We start from the raw sequence: 22,435 nt of genomic DNA on the forward strand, positions 1-22,435 counted from the left end.
CTTAAAGACGCTCCACCTTGACGGAATCCGACATCGACATGCAATCAATCCGCGATCGTCTCGAGATCATCCTGTCACGTCTTGCCAGTTGCGCGGCAGGCGAGAAGGTGTTCACCAAACTCTATGCCGAGGCGGCGCGCGCAGCGGCCGAGGCCACCGATGCGCGCAAGAAGGCCGGCGTATCGCTCGGGCCGCTCGACGGCACCATCGTGTCGATCAAGGATCTGTTCGATGTCGCCGGCGAGCCGACCACGGCCGGGTCGCTGATGCTGAGGGACACCGCGCCCCGTCGGCACGACGCTGCGGTCGTCAGCCGTCTGCGCCAGGCCGGCGCCGTCATCATCGGCAAGACCAACATGACCGAATTCGCCTTCACCGCTATCGGCGACAACATGCACTACGGCACACCGGGCAATGCCGCCGACACCAGCCGCATTCCAGGCGGTTCGTCGTCGGGCGCCGCCGTGTCCGTTGGCGAGGGGACGAGCGACATTTCCATCGGCTCCGACACCGGCGGTTCGGTGCGCATCCCGGCATCGCTGAACGGCGTCGTCGGTTTCAAGCCGACGGCGCGGCGCGTGCCGCTGACTGGTGCCTATCCCCTTTCCGCGACGCTGGATTCGATCGGGCCGCTGGCGCTGAGTGTTGCTGCGTGTGCCCTGGCTGACGCCGCGATGACGGGCGAGCAGATGCCGCAACTGCACCTGCCGTTAGCGCTTGCCGGGCTTCGTGTCGGCATTCCGCGCGGCCTGCTTTTCGAAGACACGGAAACGGAGATTGCCGCCGCGTTCGATCGCAGCCTTGCCGGGATCGAGCAGGCAGGCGCGTGGCTCACGGACATTTCGATCGACGACCTCATTGCCGATCTGCGCCTGGCCACCAAACGCGGCTCGATCGCGGCCATGGAAGGTTCTGAAATCCATGCCGACTGGCTGGCGACGGGCGCATCGGTGCCGGTCGATCCCCATGTCAGCGGGCCGCTGTCGCGGGCGGCGGCCATACCGACGCCGGTTTATATCAGGGCAATGCGTCGTCGCGCTGCACTGTGCATAGCCATGGACGAGCGGTTGGGTTCGGTCGATGTGCTAGCTCTGCCGACCACGCCGGTGACAGCGCCGACTATCGTTTCGATGGCCGAGGATACGGCTCTGCGTGAACGCACCGAAGGTCTGCTGCTGCGCAATACCCAGGTCGCCAACCAGTTCGACCTCTGCGCGATCTCGCTGCCGATGCCCGGCATGACGCTGCCGGCCGGACTGATGCTGGTGGCGCGCAATGGCCACGACCACCATCTGCTGCGCATCGCGGCTGAAGTCGAGCGGCTGCTCCGATAGGCAGCGAGCCGTAGGTCGGCAGTCAACGTGCCGCGCAGCGCTTGCGCTCGCTTTTCTTGGAGGAGCGTTCGATTTTGGTAACGACCAGCATCGGCGGATCGTTCGGCTGGCCGCGATGCTGGATCGATCCTCGGACGACGAGTTTTCCAGCATAAAGCTTGTCGGAGAGGTCAGGTGCCGATCTGTCCAGCGGCGGCAATTCCGTAGTGTTGAGCTCCACGCCTTTAACGACATTGCCGGTGGTCAGATCCAGCGCATTGCCTGACGGGCAGGGCGCCATCATGCAGACGATCCCATTGCTGCAATAGACATAATCGCTGCTTTGTGCCGCCGCGAGCGAAGGTAAGGCCACGATCGACGACACTGCGAGAACCAGAGATGCGAAGCGAAAACCGGACATGGTTCACGCGTCCGCCGGGAACCGTCTGCGGTAATGCTCGACCACATCGGGATTGCGCAGATTGACAGGCAGCCGGTTGGCCAGCACCAGCAAGGTCTCGCCGGCCGCGCCCACGCCCATGCGCATCATCGATTGCTCGGTAATCCCCGCCATATGCGGGGTGACGATAACATTGTCGAAACCGAAATAGGGATGGTTTGCCGGCAGCGGCTGCGTGGCAAAGACGTCGAGTGCGGCGCCGCCGATCCGGTCTTGGCGCAAGGCCTCGATCAGCGCCTCGTCGTCGATCACCGGTCCGCGCGAAATGTTGATCAAAAGCGCGTCCGGCTTCATGCGGGCAATGCGTTCGCGGCTGATCAGGCCGCGCGTTTCCGGCGTCAGCGGGCAGCAGAGCACGATGATGTCGCTCTGTTCGATCAGCGCATCGATCGACAGGAAGCCGATCCTGTCGGGTGCCGGCTGCATGCTGCGGGTCGTCGCCACGACGTCGAGGCCGAAGCCGTGCGCGGCGATATGGGCGACCGCCTGACCGATGGCGCCGAAGCCGATGATGCCGATGGTCTTGCCGGCAAGCTCGCTGGCATGGCTGGCGTGGTCGCGGCCGGCATTCCAGCCCTTGGCGCGCAAGTCGCGGTCTACCGAACGGAAGCGCCGAAGCAGGGCAAGGGCCGCGAACATCACATATTCGGCGACCGAACGCGCATTGACCGCCGGCACGTTGGCGACCAGCACGCCGGCCGCGGCCGCGGCCTCCATCGGCACCATGTCGAGCCCGGCACCGTGGCGGACCGCTGCTCTGAGTTTCGTGGCGTTTTCGAACAGCGACGGCGGCAGCGGTGCGCGAACGATGATGACGTCGGCATGCTTCGCCTCGGCCGTCAGCGTTGCCGCATCGAGCGCTGAGGCGACGACGAGTTCGCCGGCGCCCGCCAGCATGGCGGAGGCACGCGGGTGCAGCGTGTGCGTCGACAGGATTCTGGGCATGGGGCTCTCGCTAGTCGCAATTCTCAAAGGAAAGCGCCGCGCGCTTTTCCCAGAAAAACCGTTTCACACCTTTCCTGGAATTGCACTAGACCTTCTCAAGTGCCAGGCTTTGCGCTTGCGCCTCCCGGCCCTCGATGATCCCCTTCCAGTAGCTTTCCGCGCCTTGCAGGTGGGCGCTCATCAGCGCCTGGGCGAGATTGCCGTCGCGACGCAGCAGCGCCTCGTAGATCTGGATATGCTCGGCATGCGAGCGCACTGAGCGCTCGGGATCGTTGAAGTAGATCGGCAGCCGCTGCTCGCCCATCAGGTAATAGACACTGCAGATATTGTGGAAGACGCCGTTCTTGGTCGCCCGCACGATTTCGAGGTGGAATTCGCGGTCTTCCTTGGCGAGGCCTTCGCCGGCGGCGATGCACTCCTCCGAGGCTTTCAGGATCTCCCGCAGGCGTTCGAAATTCTCTTCGGTGGCACGCGAACAGGCAAGTTCGGCGGCCTTGATCTCGTGGATCTTGCGCAGTTCGACGGTCTCGTAGATCTGCACCGGATCGAGCGGCAGGCCCGCGCGGGCAAAAAGAGCCAAGGCTTCTACACTGGCCTGCCTGGTGTCGACATAAATGCCGGATTTGGCGCGGCGCTCGACGATGCGCATGGCCTCCAGAATGGCCAGCGCCTCGCGGATCTGACCGCGGCTGACGACGAAATGCTCCGCCAGTTCGCGCTCCGAAGGCGTGCGGCCGGTCTCCTTGTCCGAATGGGCGAAGAGATAGGCGGCGAGCTCGGCGAGAAGGTTCTTTTCTTTCATCGTCAACCGCGTTGCGCGTGCGCCTCCAGGAACCGCTCCGAAATGGTGAATCCCAGACCCGGCTTTTCAGGGATCGCTATCATACCGTCCCTTGCTTCGACAGTCTCTTCGATAAGATCGTGGATCATCGGGTTGGCGCCGAGCGAATATTCGACGGTAAAACTGGCAGGCGAGGCCGCACAAACATGCAGGCCGGCGAAGAAGCATGGGGCGCCGGCCCACAGATGCGGGGCAAAGCGCAGATTGAAGGCACTGGCGATGGTGCCGATCTTCATCGCCTCGCTGATACCGCCGCAAAAGGCCGGATCCGGCTGGAAGATATCGGCGGATTTCAGCACCGCGAGATCGCGGAAGGCGTAGCGCGTCGCTTCGCTTTCGCCGGTGGCGATCGGGATCGAACCCGAGGCGCGCACCTCGGCCATACCAGCCTTGTCGTCGGCGATAACAGGCTCCTCGAACCAGGCGAGGTCGAGATCGCTGGCCAGGCTGATGAAGCGCTTGGCCTCGGCCACCGTATAGGTGCCGTGCGCGTCGACCATCAACTCGACGTCAGGACCGAGCGCCTGCCGTGCGGCGCGGACGCGGGCGGCGGAAATGTGCGGGGCGCCGTCCATGGCGCCGACGCGCATCTTCAGCGCCTTGAAGCCGCCTTTGGCGATGTAGGATTTGAGCTGCTCGCCGATAGCGTCGGCGGCAGCCCAGCCGCCGGAGGCGTAGGCCGGCATGCGGTCGAGCTTGCGGCCGCCGATGAGCCGCCACACCGGCTGTCCCAACGACTTGCCCAGAATATCCCAGAGCGCGATATCGACGGCGCTGATTGCCGCAATGCTCATGCCGCGCCGCGCCAGCTGCGGCATGGCATGGCCAGCGCGCGCGGCACTGTCATGGCGCACGCCGTTGTAGAGCATCTCCCAGATCATGCCGATGTCGGCGGGGTCGCGGCCGATCAGCTGCGGCCCGACCTCGTGATTCAGCATGTAGACCAGCGCACCATAGCTGCCGGCGCTGCCGGCGGCGTTCTTGCCCTCGCCCCAGCCGATCAGCCCGTCGTCAGTCTCAATGCGCAGGATGGCGGCGTCGAACGTCGTCACCTGGCCAAAGTCGCTGCGATGCTGCTTCGCGGCCTCAATCGGCACGCGGACCCACCACGCCTGGACCGTTTTGATGCGCATCCCGATCGGCTACTTGATCAGCGGCAGCAGCGTTTCGGCCGTGATGCGCATCTGGTCGGTGTAGAATTTCTCCGTCAGCACGCTGGAGCCGTGATCCTGGATGAACTTCAGCTGTTCGGGAGAAATGTCGACCGGATTGCGCTCGACCATGTCGGGATAGGGCGCGGCGGGTGTGCGGTCGACGGGCGCGACGAATTCGTTCGTCAGCGCGCCGTCATAGCCGACTTCCTTCAGCGTCTGCACGATCCGTGGCCAATCGATCTGGCCAAGGCCGGCGGCAAAGCGGTTGTTGTCGGCGACGTGGAAGTCGAACAGCCGTTTGCCGACCTGACGGATCGCGTCATGGACGTTAAATTCTTCCATATGGATGTGATAGGCGTCGAGGCAGACGCCGCATTCGGGGCTGACCGCATCGGCCAGGGCCAACGCCTGCGCGCCGCGGTTGAACAGATAGGTCTCGAAGCGGTTGAGCGGCTCGACCGCGATCTTGACGCCGACCTTCTTGGCATGGGTGAAGCATTCGCGGGTGGCGTCGACCACCCACTTCCATTCCTCTTCCTCGGTGCCGTCCGGTACCACTTTGCCGACGGTCGCGGGCACCAGCGTTATGATCTCGCCATCAAGTTCGCTGACCATGGTCAGCACGTCCTTGACGTACTGCACCGAGCGTTCGCGCTGGCCCTGGTCCCTGGCGGCAAGGTTGCGTTCGCCCAGCATCAGCGTCACTGACCCCCAGCAGCGGATGCCGTATTCTTTCAGCAGCGCGCGGGTCTCCTTGGTCTTGTATTGCTCGGGCTCGCCGGAAATCTCGATCGACTCGTAGCCGAATTTCTTGATGCGCTTCAGCGTCACCTCCAACGGTTCCGCGCGCATCCAGTTGTGCGTCGAAAGATGCATGGTCTATCCTTCCCAGAATTCGTCTGTGCCAGTTCGCCTGCGATGCGCCCCACAAGGCGCGTTGCGTGTTTCCTCCCCAAGGCGCTCCAGCGTTTTTGCGCAACTGGTTCGACCAATTGGGCCCTAATGGAGGTCTACAGCAATTTTTGTCGCGCGGCAAGAACCGCCGCCATGCGATATCGGCATCTGTGTACCGTATTGATTATGCTGGTATATATCGCCAAAAATGGAATGCCCTGGCAGCTTTGCGCGTGAGTCAAATGGCTTGACCCATTTTCGGTATTTGGTAATACCAGAATGCCGATACGAGAATGCACATCGCAAGAGACCAAAGAGGCTGGCCCTGCTTTCATCAGGCGCTATGCTTGGTCCTTGGAAAAATGAATTGGGAGGATGCCGATGCCGTCGACAATGAAGGGTCCGGGGCTGTTTCTGGCGCAGTTCGCGGGGGATACCGCGCCGTTCAATTCGCTGGCCTCGATCACCAAATGGGCGGCCGGTCTCGGTTACAAGGGCGTGCAGATCCCGACCTGGGATGCACGCCTGTTCGACCTCAAGAAGGCGGCATCTTCCAAGATCTATTGCGACGAGGTGAAAGGCATCTGCGCGGATGCCGGCGTCGAGATCACCGAACTGTCGACGCATCTTCAAGGGCAGCTGGTGGCGGTGCACCCGGCCTATGATGCCCAGTTCGACGGCTTTGCACCGCCTGCGGTGCACAACAACCCCAAGGCCAGGCAGAAATGGGCGGTCGAACAGATGGAGTTCGGCGCCAAGGCCTCGAAGAATCTTGGCCTGAAAACCTCGGTGACGTTTTCCGGCGCTCTGGCCTTCCCGTATCTCTATCCCTGGCCACAGCGGCCGGCCGGGCTGATCGAGGAGGCCTTTGCCGAACTCGGCAAGCGCTGGAAGCCGATCCTCGACGTCTATGACGAGAACGGCGTCGACGTCGGCTATGAGATCCATCCCGGCGAGGACATCTTCGACGGCGCCACCTTCGAAATGTTCCTCGATGCGGTTGGCGGCCACAAGCGCTGCAACATCAACTACGACCCATCGCATTTCCTTTTGCAGCAGCTCGACTATCTCGAATTCATCGACATCTATCACGAGCGGATCAAGGCCTTCCATGCCAAGGATGCCGAGTTCAATCCGACGGGGCGGCAAGGCGTCTATTCCGGCTATCAGAGCTGGACCAATCGCGCGGGGCGATTCCGCTCGCTTGGCGACGGGCAGGTCGATTTCGGCGGCATCTTCTCCAAGCTTACCCAGTATGGCTACGATTCCTGGGCGGTGCTGGAGTGGGAGTGTTGCCTCAAGCATCCGGAGGACGGCGCGGCCGAAGGCGCGCCCTTCATCCAGCACCACATTATCCGGGTGACGGAAAAGGCCTTTGATGATTTCGCCGGCGGCACCACCGACAAGAAGATGCTGCGCGCCATGATGGGTATTTGAGACAAGCAGGAGAAAGACATGGTCGGCGCATCGAAGTCGGAAGCGGGAGGCGGCCCGATCCGCTATGGCATGGTTGGCGGCGGCCAAGGCGCCTTCATCGGCGCGGTGCACCGGATCGCGGCGCGCATGGACAATGACTTCGTGCTGGTGGCCGGCGCCCTCTCGGCCAATCCCGAGCGCGCCAAGGCTTCCGCCGCCGAACTCGGTCTCGACCCGGCGCGCAGCTACGCCTCCTATGCCGAGATGGCCAAGGCCGAGGCCACGCGCCCGGACGGCATCGAAGCGGTGGCGATCGTCACCCCCAACAATGTGCACGTGCCGGCGGCCAAAGCGTTTCTCGAGGCCGGCATCCACGTCATCTGCGACAAGCCGCTGGCGACGACTTTGGCCGAGGCCAAGAAGCTCGCGGCCGTGGTTGAAAAGACCGGCAAGGTGTTCGTGCTGACGCACAATTACACTGCCTATCCGATGATCCGGCAGGCGCGCGAGATGGTGGCCAAGGGCCAGCTTGGCGACATCCGCATCGTGCAGTCCGAGTACCCGCAGGACTGGCTGACCGAAGATCTTGCCGCCACCGGCCAGAAGCAGGCGGCGTGGCGCTCCGACCCCAAGCAGGCGGGCGCGGGCGGCGCGCTCGGCGACATCGGCACCCATGCCTACAATCTGGCGCGGTTCGTCTCGGGTCTGGAACTCGATTCCCTGTCGGCCGATCTCGACGCTTTCGTGCCGGGGCGGCTGCTCGACGACAATGTCAATGTCATGCTGCGCTTCAAGCCGGTAGGCAAGGTGCATCCGGCCAAGGGCATGATCTGGGCAAGCCAGGTGGCGCCCGGCCACGAGAACGGGCTGAAGCTGCGCATCTATGGCTCGAAAGGCGGGCTGGAATGGGTGCAGGCCGATCCGAACTATCTCTGGTACACGCCCTTCGGCCAGCCCAAGCAGCTGCTCACCCGCAACGGCGCCGGCGCGCTGCCAGTTGCGGGACGCGTCAGCCGCGTTCCGTCTGGCCATCCGGAAGGCTATCTCGAAGGCTTCGCCAACATCTACCAGGAAGCGGCGCGGGCGATCCGCGCGGCACGCAAGAAGGGCGGCAAGCCGGGCAAGGACGTGGTGTTCCCGACCATCCAGGACGGCGTCGAAGGTATGGCGTTCATCGAGGCCTGCGTTAAGTCATCGAAGAAGAACGGGGCGTGGACGAAACTTTAGGGAGCGCCGGCGCCAAGTCTCTTCTCCCTTCGGGGAGAAGGTGGCCGCGAAGCGGCCGAATGAGGGCGCATGGTGCGAGGTGCGAAAGAAACCAGCGCGCGCCGTCAAACGGGGAGGGGCTGTCGATGAAAATCGGCATGTGCATGTTTTTGTGGACGACTTCCGTGTCTAAGAAACACGAGCCGTTGCTGCGCGACATCAAGGCGACCGGCTTCGACGGCGTCGAGATACCGATCTTCTCAGGCACGCCAGAGGACTACAAGAAGCTTGGCGATCTGCTCGACCGCATCGGGTTGGAGCGCACGGCTGTTACGGCGATGGGCGACCCGGCGATGAATCTGATTTCGCCGGATGCCGCGACCCGCAAGGCCGGCATCGGCTACATGAAATGGGCGATCGATTGCGCCCAGGCGCTCGGCGCGAGTACGCTGAGCGGGCCGCTGCATTCGACGCTCGGCGCCTTCTCCGGCAGCGGGCCGACCGCTGCCGAGAAGAAGCGCTCGATCGCCTCGCAGCGCGCCATTGGCGATCATGCCGGCAAGCGGAACGTTACCATCGGGTTGGAGGCGCTCAACCGTTTCGAGTGCTATCTGCTGAACACGATGGCCGATCTGTCCGAGCACGTCGATGCCATCGACCGGCCGCACATCAAGGCGATGTACGACACCTTCCACGCCAATATCGAGGAAGCCGACCCGATCGGCGCCTACATGAAGCACCGGCGGAATGTCGTGCACATCCACATTTCGGAGAACGATCGCGGCGTGCCGGGGCGCGGGAACATTCCGTGGAAAGAGACTTTCGCGGCCATCCGCAAGAGCGGCTATGACGACTGGCTGACGATCGAGGCGTTTGGCAGATCGCTGAAGGATCTGGCGGCGGCGACCAAGGTGTGGCGGGATTTTTCCGAGACGCCGGAGGCAGTTTATCGCGAGGGATACAGGCATATCAGGGATGGGTGGAAGCGGGCGGCTTAGCCGCGCCGCCCAAGGAGTGCTGCGTTCCTTCACACCCCCCTCTGTCCGGCAGGACAGAGGGGGGTGCTGTCCCTCGCACGTCACCCCTCCTCGGCCTGCATCCTGTTGTAATCATGGATGGTCCGGCTGAGCCGGCGCCTCAGGAAATTCGAGATGTTGTCGAACACAAACACGACGAGCAGGATCAGCAGCACCATGTAGAAGACGTTGGCCCAGTTGGAATTGGTGCGCATGGCTTCCCAGAGTTTCAGGCCGATGCCGCCAGCGCCGACGGCGCCGATGATGGTGGCGCCTCTTGTGTTGGATTCCCACTGGTAGAGCGTCTGGCTGATGAAGACCGGGATCACTTCCGGCATGACCCCATAGCGCTGCACCAGCAGGCCGTTGGCGCCGGTCGACTTGATGCCCTCGCGCGGTTTGTCGTCGATGTTTTCCAGGCTTTCCGAATAGATTTTGCCGAGCGTGCCTATTTCGGTGAAGAAGATCGCGGCGCTGCCGGCGAGCGGTCCCGGGCCGAAGGCGCGGGTGAAGAACAGCGCCCAGATCAGCATGTCGACCGATCGCATGAAATCGAAGAAGCGCTTGAGCACCTGGCCGAACAATCCGCTCGGCGTGATGTTGCGGGCGGCGAAGAAGGCGAGCGGGAAGGCGACGAGGCCGCCGAGCAACGTGCCGAGAAAGGCCATGACGATGGTCTGCAGCAGTTTCGTCCAGACGTCGCCATGCTGCCACTGCGCATTGTTCCAGATGTTGTCGCCGGCGAGCGCGAGGTTCGAGGTGCCAGGCTTAAGTTCCGGTCCGGACCAGATCAGCGAGATCACTTCACTGGCCGATTTGCCGAAGAAGGGCGAGCGCGTGTCGAAGACGAAATTTGCCCAGCCGAGGAAGCGCTTGCGGACCTTGACTCGATCGACGGTGACGCGCACTTCGCCGACAAAGCCCATCCTGGCGACGATCTCGTCGTCATGCGCGGTGATCCAGCCAGGCACCGGACCTGTAATTACCGGCTTACCGCTGGTCAGCGCCACCGGCACCATCTCGCCATTGGCGACGATCGTCGCTTTGGTCTTGTCGAAGATGACGGACCTGGCCGCGCCATCGATCAGGACGGTGAAGGTGCCATCCGCGTTCTTGACAACCCAGTCGGGATCTGGGTTCTCGCCGAGTGCTGAAAACCGCGGGTATTTCGGCGTGATTTCAGGCTGGTCGAGGCGGAATTCAGGCTGCAGATCGTAGCTGATCCATTGCGTCAGGAAGAGCGGCAGGCGCTCCCAATGCGAGTCGCGCATCACCTGCGGCAGGTTGAAAAACCACAAGGCGTAAACGAGGTAGAGCAGGATGCCGCCGAACAGGAACAGCGGCGCGAATCGCTTGTAGGCCGGCCGCCGAAAGATTTGCGGATAGCGTTCCTCGATCGACTGGACCTGATCAGTGGTCAAAGCGGTCATTTAAGCGCTCATCAGAAAAGCTTGCTCGCCGACCAGCTTGCGGCGCAGCCAGGCGGAGAACTGGTCGACGATGAAGATCGTCGTGAACAACAGCAGCACCAACGCCACCGTCTTGGCGCCGAAACCGCGCGATATCGAGAGCTTCAGTTCCTCGCCGATACCGCCGCCGCCGACGGCGCCGATAATGGTCGAGGCCCGCACGTTGATCTCGACGCGCAGCAATGAGTAGGACATGAAATTGGGCAGCACCTGCGGCAGGTCGGCGAAGCGCACGCGCTCGAACCAGTTGCCGCCGACCGCTCTCAGGCCCTCTTCGGCGCGCATGTCGATGTTCTCGTTGATTTCATAGAACAGCTTGCCCAGCGCGCCGATCGAATGCAGGCCGATGGCGATGATGGCTGCGATCGGCCCGGTCGAGACAATGGCGGCGAACAGGCCGGCAATGACGATTTCGGGAAAGGCGCGCAGCAATTCCATGAAGCGCTTGACGACGAGCCGCAGCGCCGGATGCGGCGTCAGGTTGCGCGCGGCGATGAAGGAAAACGGCACGGCGAAGATGAAACCGATGAAAGTCGAGACCAGCGCCACGTTGAGTGTGGTCAGCATCAGCTCGAAATATTCGGGGATGTAGAAGCCGCCCCAGACATAGACGCGGCCGAGCGGGAAGTTGAACTCCTGGGTGCCGGTGTCATGCGGCGAGGCGATGTCGAACAGCGCCCGCCAGACGTCGTTCCAGTCCTTCGGGATCAGCCAGCTGAGGAAGTCGAATATATGCGGCAGCCGGTCCCAGAAGTGACCGGCATTGGCCTCGTCGGCGAACCACATGCTCGACAGCGTCGCCGCCAGCAGCAGGCCGATGCCGAGGATGGTATAAAGCCGCCGCAACGATATCTGGCGCTGCCAGGCGTTGGCTACCTGCAGGGTCGCGTTGGAGCGGGCTGTTGCTGAGATGGTCATGATCGGGACATGCAAAAAAGGCGGCGTTTTTCACGTCGCCCTTTCTGATTTTGCCGTCAGCCGCCGATGGCTGCCTTACGGGCTTCGACGATGACGTTGTAGAAGTCAGGCTTGACCGGGACGTAACCGGTGAAGTCGCCGCCTTCGACGCCTTCGAAACAGGCCTTGTCCTTCTTCGGCAGGTCGGTGAAGAAGGCGGCAAGCTTGGCGGTCATGTCGTCGCCGAGCGCGGTGCGCACGACCAGCGGGCCGTTCGGGATCAGGCCCGAGCGCCAGACTTCGACGAAGTCGTTGGGGTCGACGGCGCCCTTGGCGGTGACTTTGTGGAAGGTGCCGGAGGTGTAGCCGTTCTTGAAGTCGCCGATGCCGGAGGAATCGTCAACCGCAACGTCGACCTTGCCGTCGCGAACGGCGAGGATGTTGTTTTCATGGCCGCCATTGAACTGGGTCGAGGCGAAGTAGGCGTCGTTCGAGGCGCCGGTGTCCTTCGGGATCTGGGTCAGCGGGATCAGGTAGCCCGAGGTCGAGTCCGGATCGGCGTAGCCGAGCTTCTTGCCCTTGGCCGACTTGATGTCGGTAATGCCCGAAGACTTCAGCGCCAGGCCGATGGAATAATAGCCGGTGGCGCCGTCGGTCTGCTGGGTGGTGAGGACCGGGGTGACCGCCTTCGGGTCCTTGATGTAGACGCTGGCGTAGCCGGAAGCGCCGAGTTCGGCGAAGTCGAGCGTGCCGCCGAGCAGGCCCTGGATGACGCCGTCATAGTCGGCGGCGGGGAACAGCGAGACCTTTTCGAAGCCGAATTCGGTCTTCAGGTGATCGGCCAGGCACTGATAGTTGCGCAGGCGGTCGGTTTCGTTCTCTCCGCCGAGGATGCCGACGCGGAATTCCTTGAGGTCGGCCGCATGCGCGGCGCTGGTTGCCATGGCGAGAGCCGAAACGGCGCCGAATACCATCTTCCTGAACATTTGATGTCTCTCCTGTAAGTTCCGGCCCCGCGCCGGCAGCGTTCTTGATTTTTGCAAGTGCCCTTGACGCGGGCGGTCGATCCAGTGCGGCTCAGTTTTGGTCCATGATCTTTTCCGAAAACCGGTATCCACTTTTCGGGATCATGGATCAGTACCCGGGGAATGCGGGCTCGAGCGGGCTGGCGGATGCGGCGATCTTTTGCTTGTAGGCGATGCTGGTCGAGGTGATGGCCTCGGAGATATCGACGCCGTTGCCGTCGGCGCCATAGACCAGGCGCACGGCCTCGCGGTTGAGCGCTTCCGGCGGACCGTCGAAGACGATCTTGCCGGCAGCCATGCCGATGATGCGGTTGCAATAGGTGCGGGCGGTGTCCAGCGTGTGCAGATTGGTGACGACGGTGATGCCTTCGCGCAGGTTGATGTCCTGCAGCGAGTCCATCACCACCTTGGCGTTGAGCGGGTCGAGCGAAGCGATCGGCTCATCGGCGAGCAGCACCTTGGGCTGCTGCATCATGGCGCGGGCAATGGCGACGCGCTGCTGCTGGCCGCCAGACAGCGTGCCGGCTGGCTGCAGTGCGGTGCGGGCGATGTCGAGGCGCTCGAGTGCTGCAATCGCCTCAGCGCATTCGGCGCGGGTAAACATGCCGAGCAGGTTGGAAAAGGTCGAGCGATGATTGAGACGGCCGAGCAGCACATTGGTCAGCACATCGAGGCGCGGCACCAGGTTGAACTGCTGGAAGATCATGGCGCAGTCGCGCTGCCAGCGTCGCAGCGGCGAGCCACGCAGCCGCGAGACCTCGGCACCGTCAAAAAAAATCGATCCCTGGCTGGGGTCGATGAGACGGTTGATCATGCGAAGGAGGGTGGATTTGCCGGCGCCGGAACGACCGATGATGCCGACCATCTGGCCCTGCGGGATCGACAGGTCGATGGCGCTGACGGCGGTGTTCTTGCCAAATCGGCGCGAGACGCCGCGGATTTCGAGCGTGGCAGGGGTCGATAACATCGAAGAGTTCCAGACCTGAATTGATCGTCTGGTTCTCGCCTAGCGCAGCGACATGAACCTGCCATGTCATCACGATGTCAGTTTTGTTACGCTCCACAGCCGTGCGGCAAGTGGGGTGATCGCACCCGATCAGGCGCCGTATTTCTCGAGGAACGCGTCTGCCTCGAGTACGCGAAAATCGTAGAGCGCGGCGCGCAGCCTGGCGTGGTCCCAGTCCCACCAGGCGAGCGCCTGGTAGCGTTCGGCCGTGCGGCGATCGAAACGCTCGCGGATCGGCTTGGCTGGCACCCCGCCAACGATGGTGTAGGGCGCGACATCCTTCGACACCACAGCGCCGGCGCCTACGGCAGCACCATCGCCGACGGTGACGCCGGGCAGGATGGTCGAGCCGTGGCCGAGCCAGGTGTCGTGGCCGATGGAGACGCGTTTGGCGCGGCGCTGGGCGAAGAATTCTGTTTCGTGCTCGGCGTCGTCCCAATAGTCGGAGGCGCGATAGGTGAAGTGATGCAGCGTCGGCCGCCAGGTCGGGTGGTTTGTGGCGTTGATGCGCACGGCGGCGGCTATGTTGGAGAACTTGCCGATGGTCGCGCACCAGACGACGCAGTCCTGCATGATGTAGGAATAGTCGCCGAGGATGCTTTCGGACACGCGGCTGCGGTCGGCGATCTCTGTCCAGCGCCCCAATGTCGAGTTCTCGACCTGCGCCGTGGCGTGGACCAACGGCGCTTCCGATAGTTTCCTGCTCATGCAGCGATTTTTCCGGCGGCGAAAGAGGTCACGTCGATGATGCGATCGGCGACGGCGTCACGCACATCCGGGTCATGGAAGATGCCGAGCAAGGCGACACCGCCTGCCTTCTTGGCGGCGATCAACGCAACCACAACGTCGCGGTTTTTCGAATCGAGCGAAGCTGTCGGCTCGTCGAGCAGCAAGACCGGATGCTCGGTGATGAAGCCGCGCGCGATATTGACGCGCTGCTGCTCACCGCCCGAGAAAGTCGCCGGCGGCAGCGCCCAGAGCTTTTCCGGCAAATTGAGCTGCCCCAGCAAGGTGCGTGCTTTTTTCCGCGCGCTCTCGCGGTCCTCGCCGCGTTCGACCAGCGGCTCGGCGACCACGTCGAGCGCGGAGACGCGCGGCACGGTGCGCAGGAACTGGCTGACATAGCCGATCGTCTGGCGGCGCACGGAAAGCACCGTGCGCGGGCTGGCGATGGCGAGATCGATCAGGCCGCCCTCATGCTGAACGATGATCTGGCCTTCATCGACGGCATAATTGCCATAGAGCATTTTCAGCATCGAGCTTTTGCCGGCGCCGGAAGGTCCGCCGAGCACGGCGCATTCACCGGCCCGGATCGAGAATGAGACGCCGGCGACAACCGGCAATCTGATGCCGTCGCGCAGATGCATGGTGAAGCTTTTGGCGACGCCGGAAACAACGAGGGGCGTCGGCATCAGAAGGTTCTCCAATCGTTGTTCGTCCGCGGGCCAACACCCCCCTCTGCCTTGCCAGGCATCTCCCCCTCAAGGGGGGAGATTGGCTGTCGCGTTCGACTTCGCCATTCTTCTGCATCGTAGAAGGGGCGGGACATAAAAGCTGCTGATCTCCCCCCTTGAGGGGGAGATGGCCGGCAGGCCAGAGGGGGGTGCCTTGGCGCCATCTTCACACCTGTAGAATCGAGGAAACAAGCAATTGCGTGTAAGGCGCGCGGGGATCGTCGAGCACGCGATCCGTCAGGCCGCTTTCGACGACACGGCCGTCTTTCATCACCATCATACGCTGCGACAGAAGCCGGGCGACGGCGAGATCGTGGGTGACGACGATGGCCGCCAGGCCGAGATCGGTGACCAACCCGCGCAGCAAATCGAGCAGGCGCGCCTGCACCGAGACGTCGAGGCCGCCGGTCGGCTCGTCCATGAACACCAGCCTCGGTCCGGTGACGAGGTTGCGGGCGATTTGCAGGCGCTGGCGCATGCCGCCGGAAAAGGCGCGCGGCTCGTCGTCGATGCGGTCCTCGTCGATCTCGACGCGCGACAGCCAGTCGACGGCAGTGGCGCGGATCTTGCCGTAATGGCGGTCACCGACCGCCATTAGCCGCTCGCCGACATTGGCGCCGGCAGACACCGTCATGCGCAAGCCGTCGGCGGGGTTCTGATGAACAAAGCCCCAGTCGGTGCGCATCAGGAAGCGGCACTCGGCCTCGCTCATACGGTAGAGTTCGCGGAACTGGCCGTCGCGCATGCGGTAGCTGGCGGTGCCAGAAGATGGTAGCAGCCGCGTCGACAGGCAGTTGAGCAGCGTCGTCTTGCCGGAGCCGGATTCGCCGACGACGGCCAGAACCTCACCCGGCCACAGGTCGAAGGTGACATTCTCGCAGCCGACGCGCGAGCCGTAGAATTTGGACAGTTCGGAGACGCGCAGCAGTGGGTCGCCGGTCATTCTGCTGGCCTCATCTTTCCTGCGGTAACATGGCTTTCAGCCGCAAGGTGGCCGCGATGTCCTTCGGCGCGCCGCTTCTCGCAATGGTCGGTGTCGGAGCAGACGAACATGTGGTCGCCATGGTCGTCGAGGATGACCTCGTCGAGATAGACATTTTCCGCCGCGCACAGCGCACAGGGCAGGTCGAAGGTCTGGACCTCGAAGGGATGATCCTCGAAGTCGAGGCTGACGACATCGGTGAAGGGCGGCACGGCATAGATGCGCTTTTCGCGCCCGGCTCCGAACAGCTGCAGGGCCGGCGAACGGTGCATTTTGGGGTTGTCGAATTTCGGCGTCGGCGAGGGGTCCATGACATAGCGGCCCTCGACCTTGACCGGATAGGCATAGGTGGTGGCGATGCGGCCGTGTTTGGCAATGTCCTCGTAGAGCTTCACATGCATCAGGCCGTATTCCTCGAGCGCATGCATTTTGCGCGTTTCGGTTTCGCGCGGCTCGAGGAAGCGCAACGGCTCGGGTATCGGCACTTGGTAGACTAGAACTTGGCCGGCGCTCAGCGGGTGTTCCGGGACGCGGTGGCGGGTCTGGATGATGGTGGCGCTGGCGGTATCGGTCGTCACCGCGACGTTGGCTACCTTCTTGAAGAAGGCGCGGATCGAGACGGCATTGGTGGTGTCGTCGGCGCCCTGGTCGATGACTTTCAGCACATCGTCCGGCCCGATAATCGAGGCGGTGACCTGCACGCCGCCAGTGCCCCAGCCATAGGGCATCGGCATTTCGCGCGAAGCGAAGGGAACCTGATAGCCAGGGATGGCGATGCCCTTGAGGATCGCCCGGCGGATCATCCTTTTGGTCTGCTCGTCGAGATAGGCGAAGTTGTAGGTGGCGATGTCGGTCATGGCGATCAAATCCACTCCCTGCTATTGCATTGACGCCCAGAAAACGGAAATAAAGGCGAAGTCGAATGACTCAGACCGGTTGGATCCAGATTGCAATTCTGCTTCTGGCGTTTGTCTGCGTGGTCGGTTTTGTACCTCGGCGCTTGTTTCTGCCTGCTTCCAGAGATGGCGCGCATGTCACAGGCGGAAACGGCAGCTACGTCGGCGGGCATAGCAGCCATTCCCATGACGGCGGCAACGGGGATGGCGGCAACGGGGGTGGCGGCAATGGCGGGGGCGATTAGGCTCATTCGGCAGCCTCCCGCTTCTCTTCCACCTTTGCAGGGTTCTCTCGAGCTTCGTATTCGGCGCGCATGCGGCGCACCAAATCGAGCTCGGCCTGGAAGTCGACATAGTGCGGCAGCTTCAAATGCTCCACGAAGCCGGTCGCCTGAACATTGTCGGAGTGCGAGATGACGAACTCCTCGTCCTGCGCGGCGGCGACGACATCTTCGCCGAGTTCCGTTGCGCGCAGCGCGCGGTCGCACAGCGCCATGGCCATCGCCTTGCGCTCGCTTTGGCCGAAGACCAGTCCGTAGCCGCGGGTGAATTGCGGCGGCGCCTTGGCCGAGCCCTTGAACTGGTTGACCATCTGGCATTCGGTGACGCGGACCTTGCCGAGCAGCACGGCGAAGGGCAGTTCCGGCACGTCGAGTTCCAGCTCGACCTCGCCGATACGCACCTCGCCGACAAAGGGGTGGTTGCGGGCATAGCCGCGCTGGGTGGAATAGCCGAGCGCCAGCAGAAACCCTTCATCGCCGCGTGACAGCGCCTGCAGGCGGATGTCGCGCGCCATCGGAAACTCAAGCGGCTCGCGGGTGATGTCGCCGGGGACATGGTCCTGCGGCATGTCGCCATCCGGCTCAATCAGCCCTTCGCGGGCGAGGATCGTCGAAACGCGCGGCATGGCCTGCGTTTCCGTCTCGCGCTGGAGCGGTTCGGCGACATCGGCGCCGGCGGCGAGTTCCGGGTCGAGCAGGCGGTGGGTGTAGTCGAAGGTAGGCCCAAGCAGCTGGCCGCCGGGCAAATCCTTGTAGGTCGCCGACACGCGCCGCTCGACCAGCATGGCGCCGGTGTCGATGGCGTTGGTGTAGCCGAAGCGCGGCAGTGTGGTGCGGTAGGCGCGCACCAGGAAGATCGCCTCGATCATGTCGCCGCGCGCCTGGACTATGGCGAGCGCCGCCAGTTCCCGGTCGTAGAGCGATCCTTCGCTCATCACCCGGTCGACGCCGAGCGCCAGCTGTTCCACGATCTGGTCGAGGCGCAGCGCCGGCACCGAACGGTCGCCGCGACGGCGGTCCGCAAGCAGGCTGTGGGCATTGGCGATTGCGACTTCGCCGCCTTTTACCGCGACATACATTTATGCCTCCATCGTATTGATGCGCGTCGTGCGCGGCAGGCAGGCGATACCGTTGGGCGCCGCCAGGAGGATGTCGACGCCGCGCGGAAAGCGCTGGCTGTTCTGCTTCCACTGTTCGACGAAATGACGCGGCATCTGTGCCGGCGCGATCGCGGCAGAGACTTCGATGCCAGGACCTTCGAGCAACAGCGGCGCGCCCGAGACGAGATTGCTGACCTGCAGGATCAGTGTCGTCGAGCGGTCGGGATAGTCCTGCGTGCCTTGCGAAAAGCCGTCGAGAGCAGCCATCTCGGCCGGGTTGGCGATCAAGGCGAAATGCGCATCGGCCGGCGTGTTGGCAAGTGGCGCGCCGGTGTGGAAACCGAGCCAGGATTTGACTGCCGCGGACGCCTGCAAGGCAGGGTCGAGCCAGAGCGGGGTGTCGTTGTCGCATAGCGAAAGCGCGATGGCGCCGGCGGTTGCCGACAGCGGCGCCGGCGGCCGGGCGAAGGCCGGCAGAGGCTGCACGCTGCCCGGCCGCGCCATGGCGTCCATGATTGCGCGGAAGACGGTCTGGGCGTTGAACACCGGATCGGCGAAACCGCCGTCGATCGATTGAGCTGCGATGTCCATCAGTCTTCTCCGCGCACCATGGTGAAGAAATCCACTTTCGTTGCCGCCGTCTCGGCGCGGCGCTTTTCGCGCGCTTCGCCTTGGGCGGCACGCAGCGGCGCCACCAGCGCGGTTTCGACCGTCCTCCGCTGCGCCGGGTCCTGCCAGAGCGCGTCGGCGATTGCGGCCAGCCTGGCCTTCTTCCTGTCGCGGCCAAGCATGTAGCTGTGGCCGACCTGTCCGGAAGGGAGCCGAACTGTGGCGCGGGTGACCGTCGCTTCACCGACATTGAAGGGTGCGCCGCCGCCGCCGATGCGACCACGCACGGTGACCAGACCGGTTTCCGGGCCACGCAGAAGCTCGGCCTCGGAGGTCAGGCCGGCCTCGTTCCAGAGCCGGGCGATGTCGTCGCCGTTAGCCTGCGCCAGCGTTGCCATGACGTCTTTGCGCTCGGCCTGTTCCCGCGCTTCCTGTCCTCGCATTGGGTTACTCCCTGACCAAATAAAATTTGTCTAGTGATATAGACAACTATACAAATTATACCTATTATCTAACCCGTGTCCATGACGGGTGGATGACAGGGGGTGGAGCGGGGGGGAAATGGTGGCTCAAAAGAGCGCGAGCAGCATTGAACGCCGCAGTGGCGTCTCGCTCTGGCGGCAGATCGCCGACCAGATCCTGCATTCGATTGCGTCCGGCGATTTCGCCGAGAATGCCGCGCTGCCGCCGGAGATGGCGCTGGCCGAACGCTACGGCGTCAACCGCCACACGGTGCGCAGCGCCATATCGGCCCTGGTACAGGACGGTGTGCTGCGGGCCGAGCAGGGACGCGGCACTTTCGTGTTGTCGCGCAAGCGGCTGTCCTATCCGATCGGCGCGCGCACGCGTTTTTCGACGGGCCTGCAGGGACAGACTTCGGAACGGCATATCGTGCTGCTCACGTCCGTAGTTGAATCGGCCAGCCAGCGCGTCGCCGACGGCCTCGGCCTTGCCAGGGGCACCGAGGTGATCCGGCTGGAGACGCGCGGCGAAGCCGATGGACGGCCGGTGTCCCGCGCCGCCAGCTGGTACGAAGCAAAGCGCTTCGCCGGCATCGATGCCGTGATGGCGGAGACCGGTTCGATAACCGCCTCGCTCCGGCGTTTCGGCATCGACGATTATCTCCGGCAATCGACGGTTCTGTCGGCGCGTCACGCCGACGCCGCCGACCTTGCCGATCTCGATTTGCAGCCCGGCGCCATCGTGCTGGTCGCGGTCGCCGTCAACGTCACACCGGACGGCCAGCCGATCCAGTTCGCCGAAACACGGTTTCCGGCGGAGCGGGTGGAGCTGAAACTGTCGGCGCTGTAGCGGGGCGCGCCTATTTTTCACCGGCCTGGCGTTTTGAGGACGGAGTGGGAGTCAACCTGCGCGGGTCGTCATCATTCGGGCCGGGACCACCTGCGATGTTATGCCCCAACCTCGATCACAGCCTTGATCAGCCCCGATTTCTCATGCGCCCAGCGCGCGAGATCACGCGGTGTGCCGGTTAGCGTGGTGCGGTGGGTGACGAGTTTTGCCAGCGGCACGGCGCCGTTGCGGATCGAGGCGGCGACGTGGTCGAAATCGACTTTCAGCGCGTTGCGGCTGCCGATCAATGTCATTTCCCGCTTGTGGAATTCCGGGTCGGAAAAGACGATGTCGTCCTTGACGACACTGACCAGCACGAGCGTGCCACCATGCGCGACATGTGCGAAGGCCGACTGCACCGAGGCGGTGTTGCCGGTGGCGTCGAAGACGATGTCGAACCCTTCGCCGCCGGTTGCCTCGCGCACCAGTTCGGCTGCCGCTTTTTGTGAGGCGTCGAGCGTGGCGAAGCCGAGTTCGCCTTTTGCAAAATCCAGCCGCTCCGTGCTCATGTCGAGCAGGCTGACATCGAGCCCGGCGATGCGCGCAAACAGCGCTGCGCCAAGGCCGATCGGCCCGGCGCCGATGACCAGCGTGCGGGCGCCTGGTTCGGCGCGAGCGCGCCGCACGGCATGCGCGCCGATGGCGAGGAATTCCACCGCCGCCGCATCGGCCAGCGACAAGCCGTTTGCCGGATAAAGATTCTGCGCCGGCACCAGGATCTGCTCGGCCATGGCGCCGTCGCGATGGACGCCAAGCACTTCGATCCTGACGCAGCAATTCGGCTTGCCGTGCCGGCAGGCGATGCATTTTCCGCAAGCGAGATAGGGATTGATGATGACGGGCTCGCCCACGGCAAGGTCGACATCTTCGCCGGTCTCGACGACGGTGCCCGACACTTCATGGCCCATGATGCGGGGATAGGCAAGGAACGGGTGCTTGCCTTCGAAGATGTGGTAGTCGGTGCCGCAGATGCCGACATGGCTGACGGCGACCAGCGCCCAGCCGGCAGGCGGCGCTCCTGGCGCCGGCCGGTCTTCCAGGACAAGCTCGCCGGGCGAGCGGCAGACAACAGCTTTCATTCGGCAATTCCAGTGTTTCTCAAAAAGGCGCCGGTCCGTTGTTAAGCAGGCCGGCGCAGAAGGTCAGGGAGAATTACTTGCCGCGACGGCGCAGCCCGTCGAAATAGACGATGATTATGATCAGCGCGCCGGTGATGATGCGCTGCCAGAACGAGTTGACGTTGAGCAGATTGGCGCCGTTGTTGATGGTGGCCAGGATGAAGGCGCCGAGCAGTGGGCCATGCACCGAGCCGACGGCGCCGAACAGCGAGGTGCCGCCGATCACCGATGAGGCGATCGCCTGCAACTCCCAACCTTCCGCCTGGGTCGGGTTGCCGATGCCGATGCGCGCCGCCAGCAGCACGCCGACGAAGGCCGCGCATAGGCCCGACAGCGTGTAGGCCATGTAGATGGTGCGCTGGACATTGACGCCCGAGAGGCGCGAGGCCTCGGCATTGGATCCCACAGAGAAGAGATAGCGGCCCCAGCGGCTGTGGTGCAGGAAGATGTAGGCCGGGATACCGACCAGGATCACCATCCAGAACAGATTGGGGATGCCGACAAAGGAACTGCGCGAGAACGCGGTGAAGCTGTCGCTGTTGATGTTGATCGAATTGCCGTTGGTCATCAACAGGCCGATGCCGCGCAACGAGGTCAGCGTCGCCAGCGTGATGATGAAGGGCGGCAGGCCCATCTTGACGATGCCGAAGCCATGGAACAGGCCGATGGCAACGCCGACCAGCAGCGTCACCAGAATGGCGACCCAGATCGGAAAGCCGGCATTGATCATCATGGCGACAATGACGGTGGCGAAGCCGACCACGGCGCCGACCGAGAGGTCGATGCCGCCGGTGATGATGACGAAGGTCTGGCCGACCGCCATGATGGCGATCATCGAGCCCTGCCGCAAAAGATTGGCGATGTTGTTGGAGGACGCGAAGCTCGGCGTCGCCACCGACAGCACGATCCAGAGCAGAACCAGCAACGCCAGAAGCGTCAGCCCGAACAGGACGTTGTAGTTCCGTTTCGGTTTTTCGATCGCGGCGGTTTCGATGCTCATGGT

General features: G+C 63.5%; 24 protein-coding genes. 6 read left to right on the top strand and 18 right to left on the bottom strand.

Annotated features, from left to right (window positions below; translation table 11 throughout):
• Nucleotides 1–38 precede the first annotated feature (38 nt).
• Entirely contained in the window at nt 39–1,334 is a 1,296-nt protein-coding gene (locus NKK50_RS06220; RefSeq protein WP_352500401.1) for an amidase, read from the top strand.
• A 22-nt stretch (nt 1,335–1,356) separates the two neighbouring features.
• Here the strand turns inward: NKK50_RS06220 and NKK50_RS06225 are convergent, their stop codons facing one another.
• The 5 genes from NKK50_RS06225 to NKK50_RS06245 form a co-directional block, all read right to left on the bottom strand.
• Nucleotides 1,357–1,698 carry a hypothetical protein gene (locus tag NKK50_RS06225; protein ID WP_245260934.1) on the bottom strand — a complete coding sequence of 114 codons (342 nt, stop codon included), beginning with the start codon at nt 1,696–1,698 and terminating at the stop codon, nt 1,357–1,359.
• A 39-nt stretch (nt 1,699–1,737) separates the two neighbouring features.
• Complete coding sequence (locus NKK50_RS06230; RefSeq protein WP_023686626.1) at nt 1,738–2,718, bottom strand: NAD(P)-dependent oxidoreductase; 981 nt, start codon at nt 2,716–2,718, stop codon at nt 1,738–1,740.
• An 85-nt stretch (nt 2,719–2,803) separates the two neighbouring features.
• On the bottom strand, nt 2,804–3,520 hold the full coding sequence (locus NKK50_RS06235; RefSeq protein WP_023686625.1) for a FadR/GntR family transcriptional regulator: 717 nt from the start codon (nt 3,518–3,520) through the stop codon (nt 2,804–2,806).
• A 2-nt stretch (nt 3,521–3,522) separates the two neighbouring features.
• Entirely contained in the window at nt 3,523–4,692 is a 1,170-nt protein-coding gene (locus NKK50_RS06240) for a mandelate racemase/muconate lactonizing enzyme family protein (RefSeq protein WP_023683009.1), read from the bottom strand.
• A gap of 9 nt (nt 4,693–4,701) precedes the next feature.
• Nucleotides 4,702–5,589 carry a sugar phosphate isomerase/epimerase family protein gene (locus NKK50_RS06245; protein WP_023692016.1) on the bottom strand — a complete coding sequence of 296 codons (888 nt, stop codon included), beginning with the start codon at nt 5,587–5,589 and terminating at the stop codon, nt 4,702–4,704.
• A 399-nt stretch (nt 5,590–5,988) separates the two neighbouring features.
• Here NKK50_RS06245 and NKK50_RS06250 point away from each other — a divergent pair, with 399 nt between their 5' ends.
• The 3 genes from NKK50_RS06250 to NKK50_RS06260 all read left to right on the top strand — a co-directional run bounded on the left by NKK50_RS06250 (nt 5,989) and on the right by NKK50_RS06260 (nt 9,227).
• Nucleotides 5,989–7,044, top strand: coding sequence for a sugar phosphate isomerase/epimerase family protein (locus NKK50_RS06250; RefSeq protein WP_352543185.1), 1,056 nt, complete (start codon nt 5,989–5,991; stop codon nt 7,042–7,044).
• A gap of 18 nt (nt 7,045–7,062) precedes the next feature.
• Nucleotides 7,063–8,250 (top strand): Gfo/Idh/MocA family protein, encoded by a 1,188-nt coding sequence (locus NKK50_RS06255; RefSeq protein ID WP_023740804.1) that lies wholly within the window; start codon nt 7,063–7,065, stop codon nt 8,248–8,250.
• 125 nt (nt 8,251–8,375) lie between these two features.
• Nucleotides 8,376–9,227 (top strand): sugar phosphate isomerase/epimerase family protein, encoded by an 852-nt coding sequence (locus tag NKK50_RS06260; RefSeq protein WP_023692014.1) that lies wholly within the window; start codon nt 8,376–8,378, stop codon nt 9,225–9,227.
• 80 nt (nt 9,228–9,307) lie between these two features.
• Here the strand turns inward: NKK50_RS06260 and phnE (NKK50_RS06265) are convergent, their stop codons facing one another.
• The 8 genes from phnE (NKK50_RS06265) to NKK50_RS06300 form a co-directional block, all read right to left on the bottom strand.
• Nucleotides 9,308–10,675, bottom strand: coding sequence for a phosphonate ABC transporter, permease protein PhnE (phnE, locus tag NKK50_RS06265; RefSeq protein WP_352543186.1), 1,368 nt, complete (start codon nt 10,673–10,675; stop codon nt 9,308–9,310).
• Nucleotides 10,676–11,632 (bottom strand): phosphonate ABC transporter, permease protein PhnE, encoded by a 957-nt coding sequence (phnE, locus tag NKK50_RS06270; protein ID WP_352543187.1) that lies wholly within the window; start codon nt 11,630–11,632, stop codon nt 10,676–10,678.
• Between the two features lie 56 nt (nt 11,633–11,688).
• Nucleotides 11,689–12,597 carry a phosphonate ABC transporter substrate-binding protein gene (phnD, locus tag NKK50_RS06275; RefSeq protein ID WP_023698997.1) on the bottom strand — a complete coding sequence of 303 codons (909 nt, stop codon included), beginning with the start codon at nt 12,595–12,597 and terminating at the stop codon, nt 11,689–11,691.
• Nucleotides 12,598–12,745: 148 nt separating this feature from the next.
• Nucleotides 12,746–13,603, bottom strand: a complete 858-nt coding sequence (phnC, locus tag NKK50_RS06280) for a phosphonate ABC transporter ATP-binding protein (RefSeq protein ID WP_023669829.1) — start codon at nt 13,601–13,603, stop codon at nt 12,746–12,748.
• A 129-nt stretch (nt 13,604–13,732) separates the two neighbouring features.
• On the bottom strand, nt 13,733–14,350 hold the full coding sequence (locus NKK50_RS06285; RefSeq protein ID WP_352543188.1) for a DapH/DapD/GlmU-related protein: 618 nt from the start codon (nt 14,348–14,350) through the stop codon (nt 13,733–13,735).
• Nucleotides 14,347–15,054, bottom strand: coding sequence for a phosphonate C-P lyase system protein PhnL (gene phnL, locus NKK50_RS06290; RefSeq protein ID WP_352543189.1), 708 nt, complete (start codon nt 15,052–15,054; stop codon nt 14,347–14,349). The genes NKK50_RS06285 and phnL overlap by 4 nt, the downstream gene beginning before the upstream one ends.
• 208 nt (nt 15,055–15,262) lie before the next feature.
• On the bottom strand, nt 15,263–16,039 hold the full coding sequence (gene phnK / locus NKK50_RS06295) for a phosphonate C-P lyase system protein PhnK (protein ID WP_023669826.1): 777 nt from the start codon (nt 16,037–16,039) through the stop codon (nt 15,263–15,265).
• Nucleotides 16,036–16,935, bottom strand: coding sequence for an alpha-D-ribose 1-methylphosphonate 5-phosphate C-P-lyase PhnJ (locus tag NKK50_RS06300; RefSeq protein WP_023726432.1), 900 nt, complete (start codon nt 16,933–16,935; stop codon nt 16,036–16,038). Before NKK50_RS06300 ends, phnK begins: the two co-directional genes overlap by 4 nt.
• Before the next feature lie 65 nt (nt 16,936–17,000).
• Here NKK50_RS06300 and NKK50_RS06305 point away from each other — a divergent pair, with 65 nt between their 5' ends.
• Nucleotides 17,001–17,219 (top strand): hypothetical protein, encoded by a 219-nt coding sequence (locus tag NKK50_RS06305; protein WP_023699000.1) that lies wholly within the window; start codon nt 17,001–17,003, stop codon nt 17,217–17,219.
• A 2-nt stretch (nt 17,220–17,221) separates the two neighbouring features.
• Here NKK50_RS06305 and NKK50_RS06310 read toward each other — a convergent pair whose 3' ends face one another.
• The 3 genes from NKK50_RS06310 to phnG are packed head-to-tail and all read right to left on the bottom strand — an operon-like array spanning nt 17,222 to nt 19,407.
• On the bottom strand, nt 17,222–18,334 hold the full coding sequence (locus NKK50_RS06310; protein WP_023669823.1) for a carbon-phosphorus lyase complex subunit: 1,113 nt from the start codon (nt 18,332–18,334) through the stop codon (nt 17,222–17,224).
• Nucleotides 18,335–18,946 carry a phosphonate C-P lyase system protein PhnH gene (gene phnH, locus NKK50_RS06315; protein WP_352543190.1) on the bottom strand — a complete coding sequence of 204 codons (612 nt, stop codon included), beginning with the start codon at nt 18,944–18,946 and terminating at the stop codon, nt 18,335–18,337.
• Nucleotides 18,946–19,407 (bottom strand): phosphonate C-P lyase system protein PhnG, encoded by a 462-nt coding sequence (gene phnG, locus NKK50_RS06320; RefSeq protein ID WP_023700148.1) that lies wholly within the window; start codon nt 19,405–19,407, stop codon nt 18,946–18,948. The genes phnH and phnG overlap by 1 nt, the downstream gene beginning before the upstream one ends.
• A 118-nt stretch (nt 19,408–19,525) precedes the next feature.
• Between phnG and phnF the strand changes: the two genes are divergently transcribed.
• Nucleotides 19,526–20,275, top strand: a complete 750-nt coding sequence (gene phnF / locus NKK50_RS06325) for a phosphonate metabolism transcriptional regulator PhnF (RefSeq protein WP_352463288.1) — start codon at nt 19,526–19,528, stop codon at nt 20,273–20,275.
• Nucleotides 20,276–20,373: 98 nt separating this feature from the next.
• Here phnF and NKK50_RS06330 read toward each other — a convergent pair whose 3' ends face one another.
• Together NKK50_RS06330 and NKK50_RS06335 are read right to left on the bottom strand one after the other, a co-directional pair.
• Nucleotides 20,374–21,393 carry a zinc-binding alcohol dehydrogenase family protein gene (locus NKK50_RS06330; protein WP_352543191.1) on the bottom strand — a complete coding sequence of 340 codons (1,020 nt, stop codon included), beginning with the start codon at nt 21,391–21,393 and terminating at the stop codon, nt 20,374–20,376.
• A 73-nt stretch (nt 21,394–21,466) separates the two neighbouring features.
• Entirely contained in the window at nt 21,467–22,432 is a 966-nt protein-coding gene (locus tag NKK50_RS06335) for an ABC transporter permease (protein ID WP_023669818.1), read from the bottom strand.
• Nucleotides 22,433–22,435 lie beyond the last annotated feature (3 nt).

The sequence above is a fragment of the Mesorhizobium sp. M0001 genome (assembly GCF_040324255.1).
Lineage (GTDB): Bacteria > Pseudomonadota > Alphaproteobacteria > Rhizobiales > Rhizobiaceae > Mesorhizobium.

Bases quoted from the DNA above. Each gene is read 5' to 3' on its own strand.
- NKK50_RS06220 (WP_352500401.1), top strand. From the start codon at position 39: ATGCAATCAATCCGCGATCGTCTCGAGATCATCCTGTCACGTCTTGCC.
- phnF (WP_352463288.1), top strand. From the start codon at position 19,526: ATGGTGGCTCAAAAGAGCGCGAGCAGCATTGAACGCCGCAGTGGCGTC.
- phnE (WP_352543186.1), bottom strand. From the start codon at position 10,675: ATGACCGCTTTGACCACTGATCAGGTCCAGTCGATCGAGGAACGCTAT.
- NKK50_RS06330 (WP_352543191.1), bottom strand. From the start codon at position 21,393: ATGAAAGCTGTTGTCTGCCGCTCGCCCGGCGAGCTTGTCCTGGAAGAC.
- NKK50_RS06300 (WP_023726432.1), bottom strand. From the start codon at position 16,935: ATGACCGACATCGCCACCTACAACTTCGCCTATCTCGACGAGCAGACC.
- NKK50_RS06255 (WP_023740804.1), top strand. From the start codon at position 7,063: ATGGTCGGCGCATCGAAGTCGGAAGCGGGAGGCGGCCCGATCCGCTAT.
- phnC (WP_023669829.1), bottom strand. From the start codon at position 13,603: ATGTTATCGACCCCTGCCACGCTCGAAATCCGCGGCGTCTCGCGCCGA.
- phnG (WP_023700148.1), bottom strand. From the start codon at position 19,407: ATGCGAGGACAGGAAGCGCGGGAACAGGCCGAGCGCAAAGACGTCATG.
- phnH (WP_352543190.1), bottom strand. From the start codon at position 18,946: ATGGACATCGCAGCTCAATCGATCGACGGCGGTTTCGCCGATCCGGTG.
- NKK50_RS06305 (WP_023699000.1), top strand. From the start codon at position 17,001: ATGACTCAGACCGGTTGGATCCAGATTGCAATTCTGCTTCTGGCGTTT.
- phnL (WP_352543189.1), bottom strand. From the start codon at position 15,054: ATGCCGACGCCCCTCGTTGTTTCCGGCGTCGCCAAAAGCTTCACCATG.
- NKK50_RS06245 (WP_023692016.1), bottom strand. From the start codon at position 5,589: ATGCATCTTTCGACGCACAACTGGATGCGCGCGGAACCGTTGGAGGTG.
- phnK (WP_023669826.1), bottom strand. From the start codon at position 16,039: ATGACCGGCGACCCACTGCTGCGCGTCTCCGAACTGTCCAAATTCTAC.
- NKK50_RS06230 (WP_023686626.1), bottom strand. From the start codon at position 2,718: ATGCCCAGAATCCTGTCGACGCACACGCTGCACCCGCGTGCCTCCGCC.
- NKK50_RS06335 (WP_023669818.1), bottom strand. From the start codon at position 22,432: ATGAGCATCGAAACCGCCGCGATCGAAAAACCGAAACGGAACTACAAC.
- NKK50_RS06235 (WP_023686625.1), bottom strand. From the start codon at position 3,520: ATGAAAGAAAAGAACCTTCTCGCCGAGCTCGCCGCCTATCTCTTCGCC.
- phnE (WP_352543187.1), bottom strand. From the start codon at position 11,632: ATGACCATCTCAGCAACAGCCCGCTCCAACGCGACCCTGCAGGTAGCC.
- NKK50_RS06250 (WP_352543185.1), top strand. From the start codon at position 5,989: ATGCCGTCGACAATGAAGGGTCCGGGGCTGTTTCTGGCGCAGTTCGCG.
- NKK50_RS06285 (WP_352543188.1), bottom strand. From the start codon at position 14,350: ATGAGCAGGAAACTATCGGAAGCGCCGTTGGTCCACGCCACGGCGCAG.
- NKK50_RS06260 (WP_023692014.1), top strand. From the start codon at position 8,376: ATGAAAATCGGCATGTGCATGTTTTTGTGGACGACTTCCGTGTCTAAG.
- phnD (WP_023698997.1), bottom strand. From the start codon at position 12,597: ATGTTCAGGAAGATGGTATTCGGCGCCGTTTCGGCTCTCGCCATGGCA.
- NKK50_RS06240 (WP_023683009.1), bottom strand. From the start codon at position 4,692: ATGCGCATCAAAACGGTCCAGGCGTGGTGGGTCCGCGTGCCGATTGAG.
- NKK50_RS06310 (WP_023669823.1), bottom strand. From the start codon at position 18,334: ATGTATGTCGCGGTAAAAGGCGGCGAAGTCGCAATCGCCAATGCCCAC.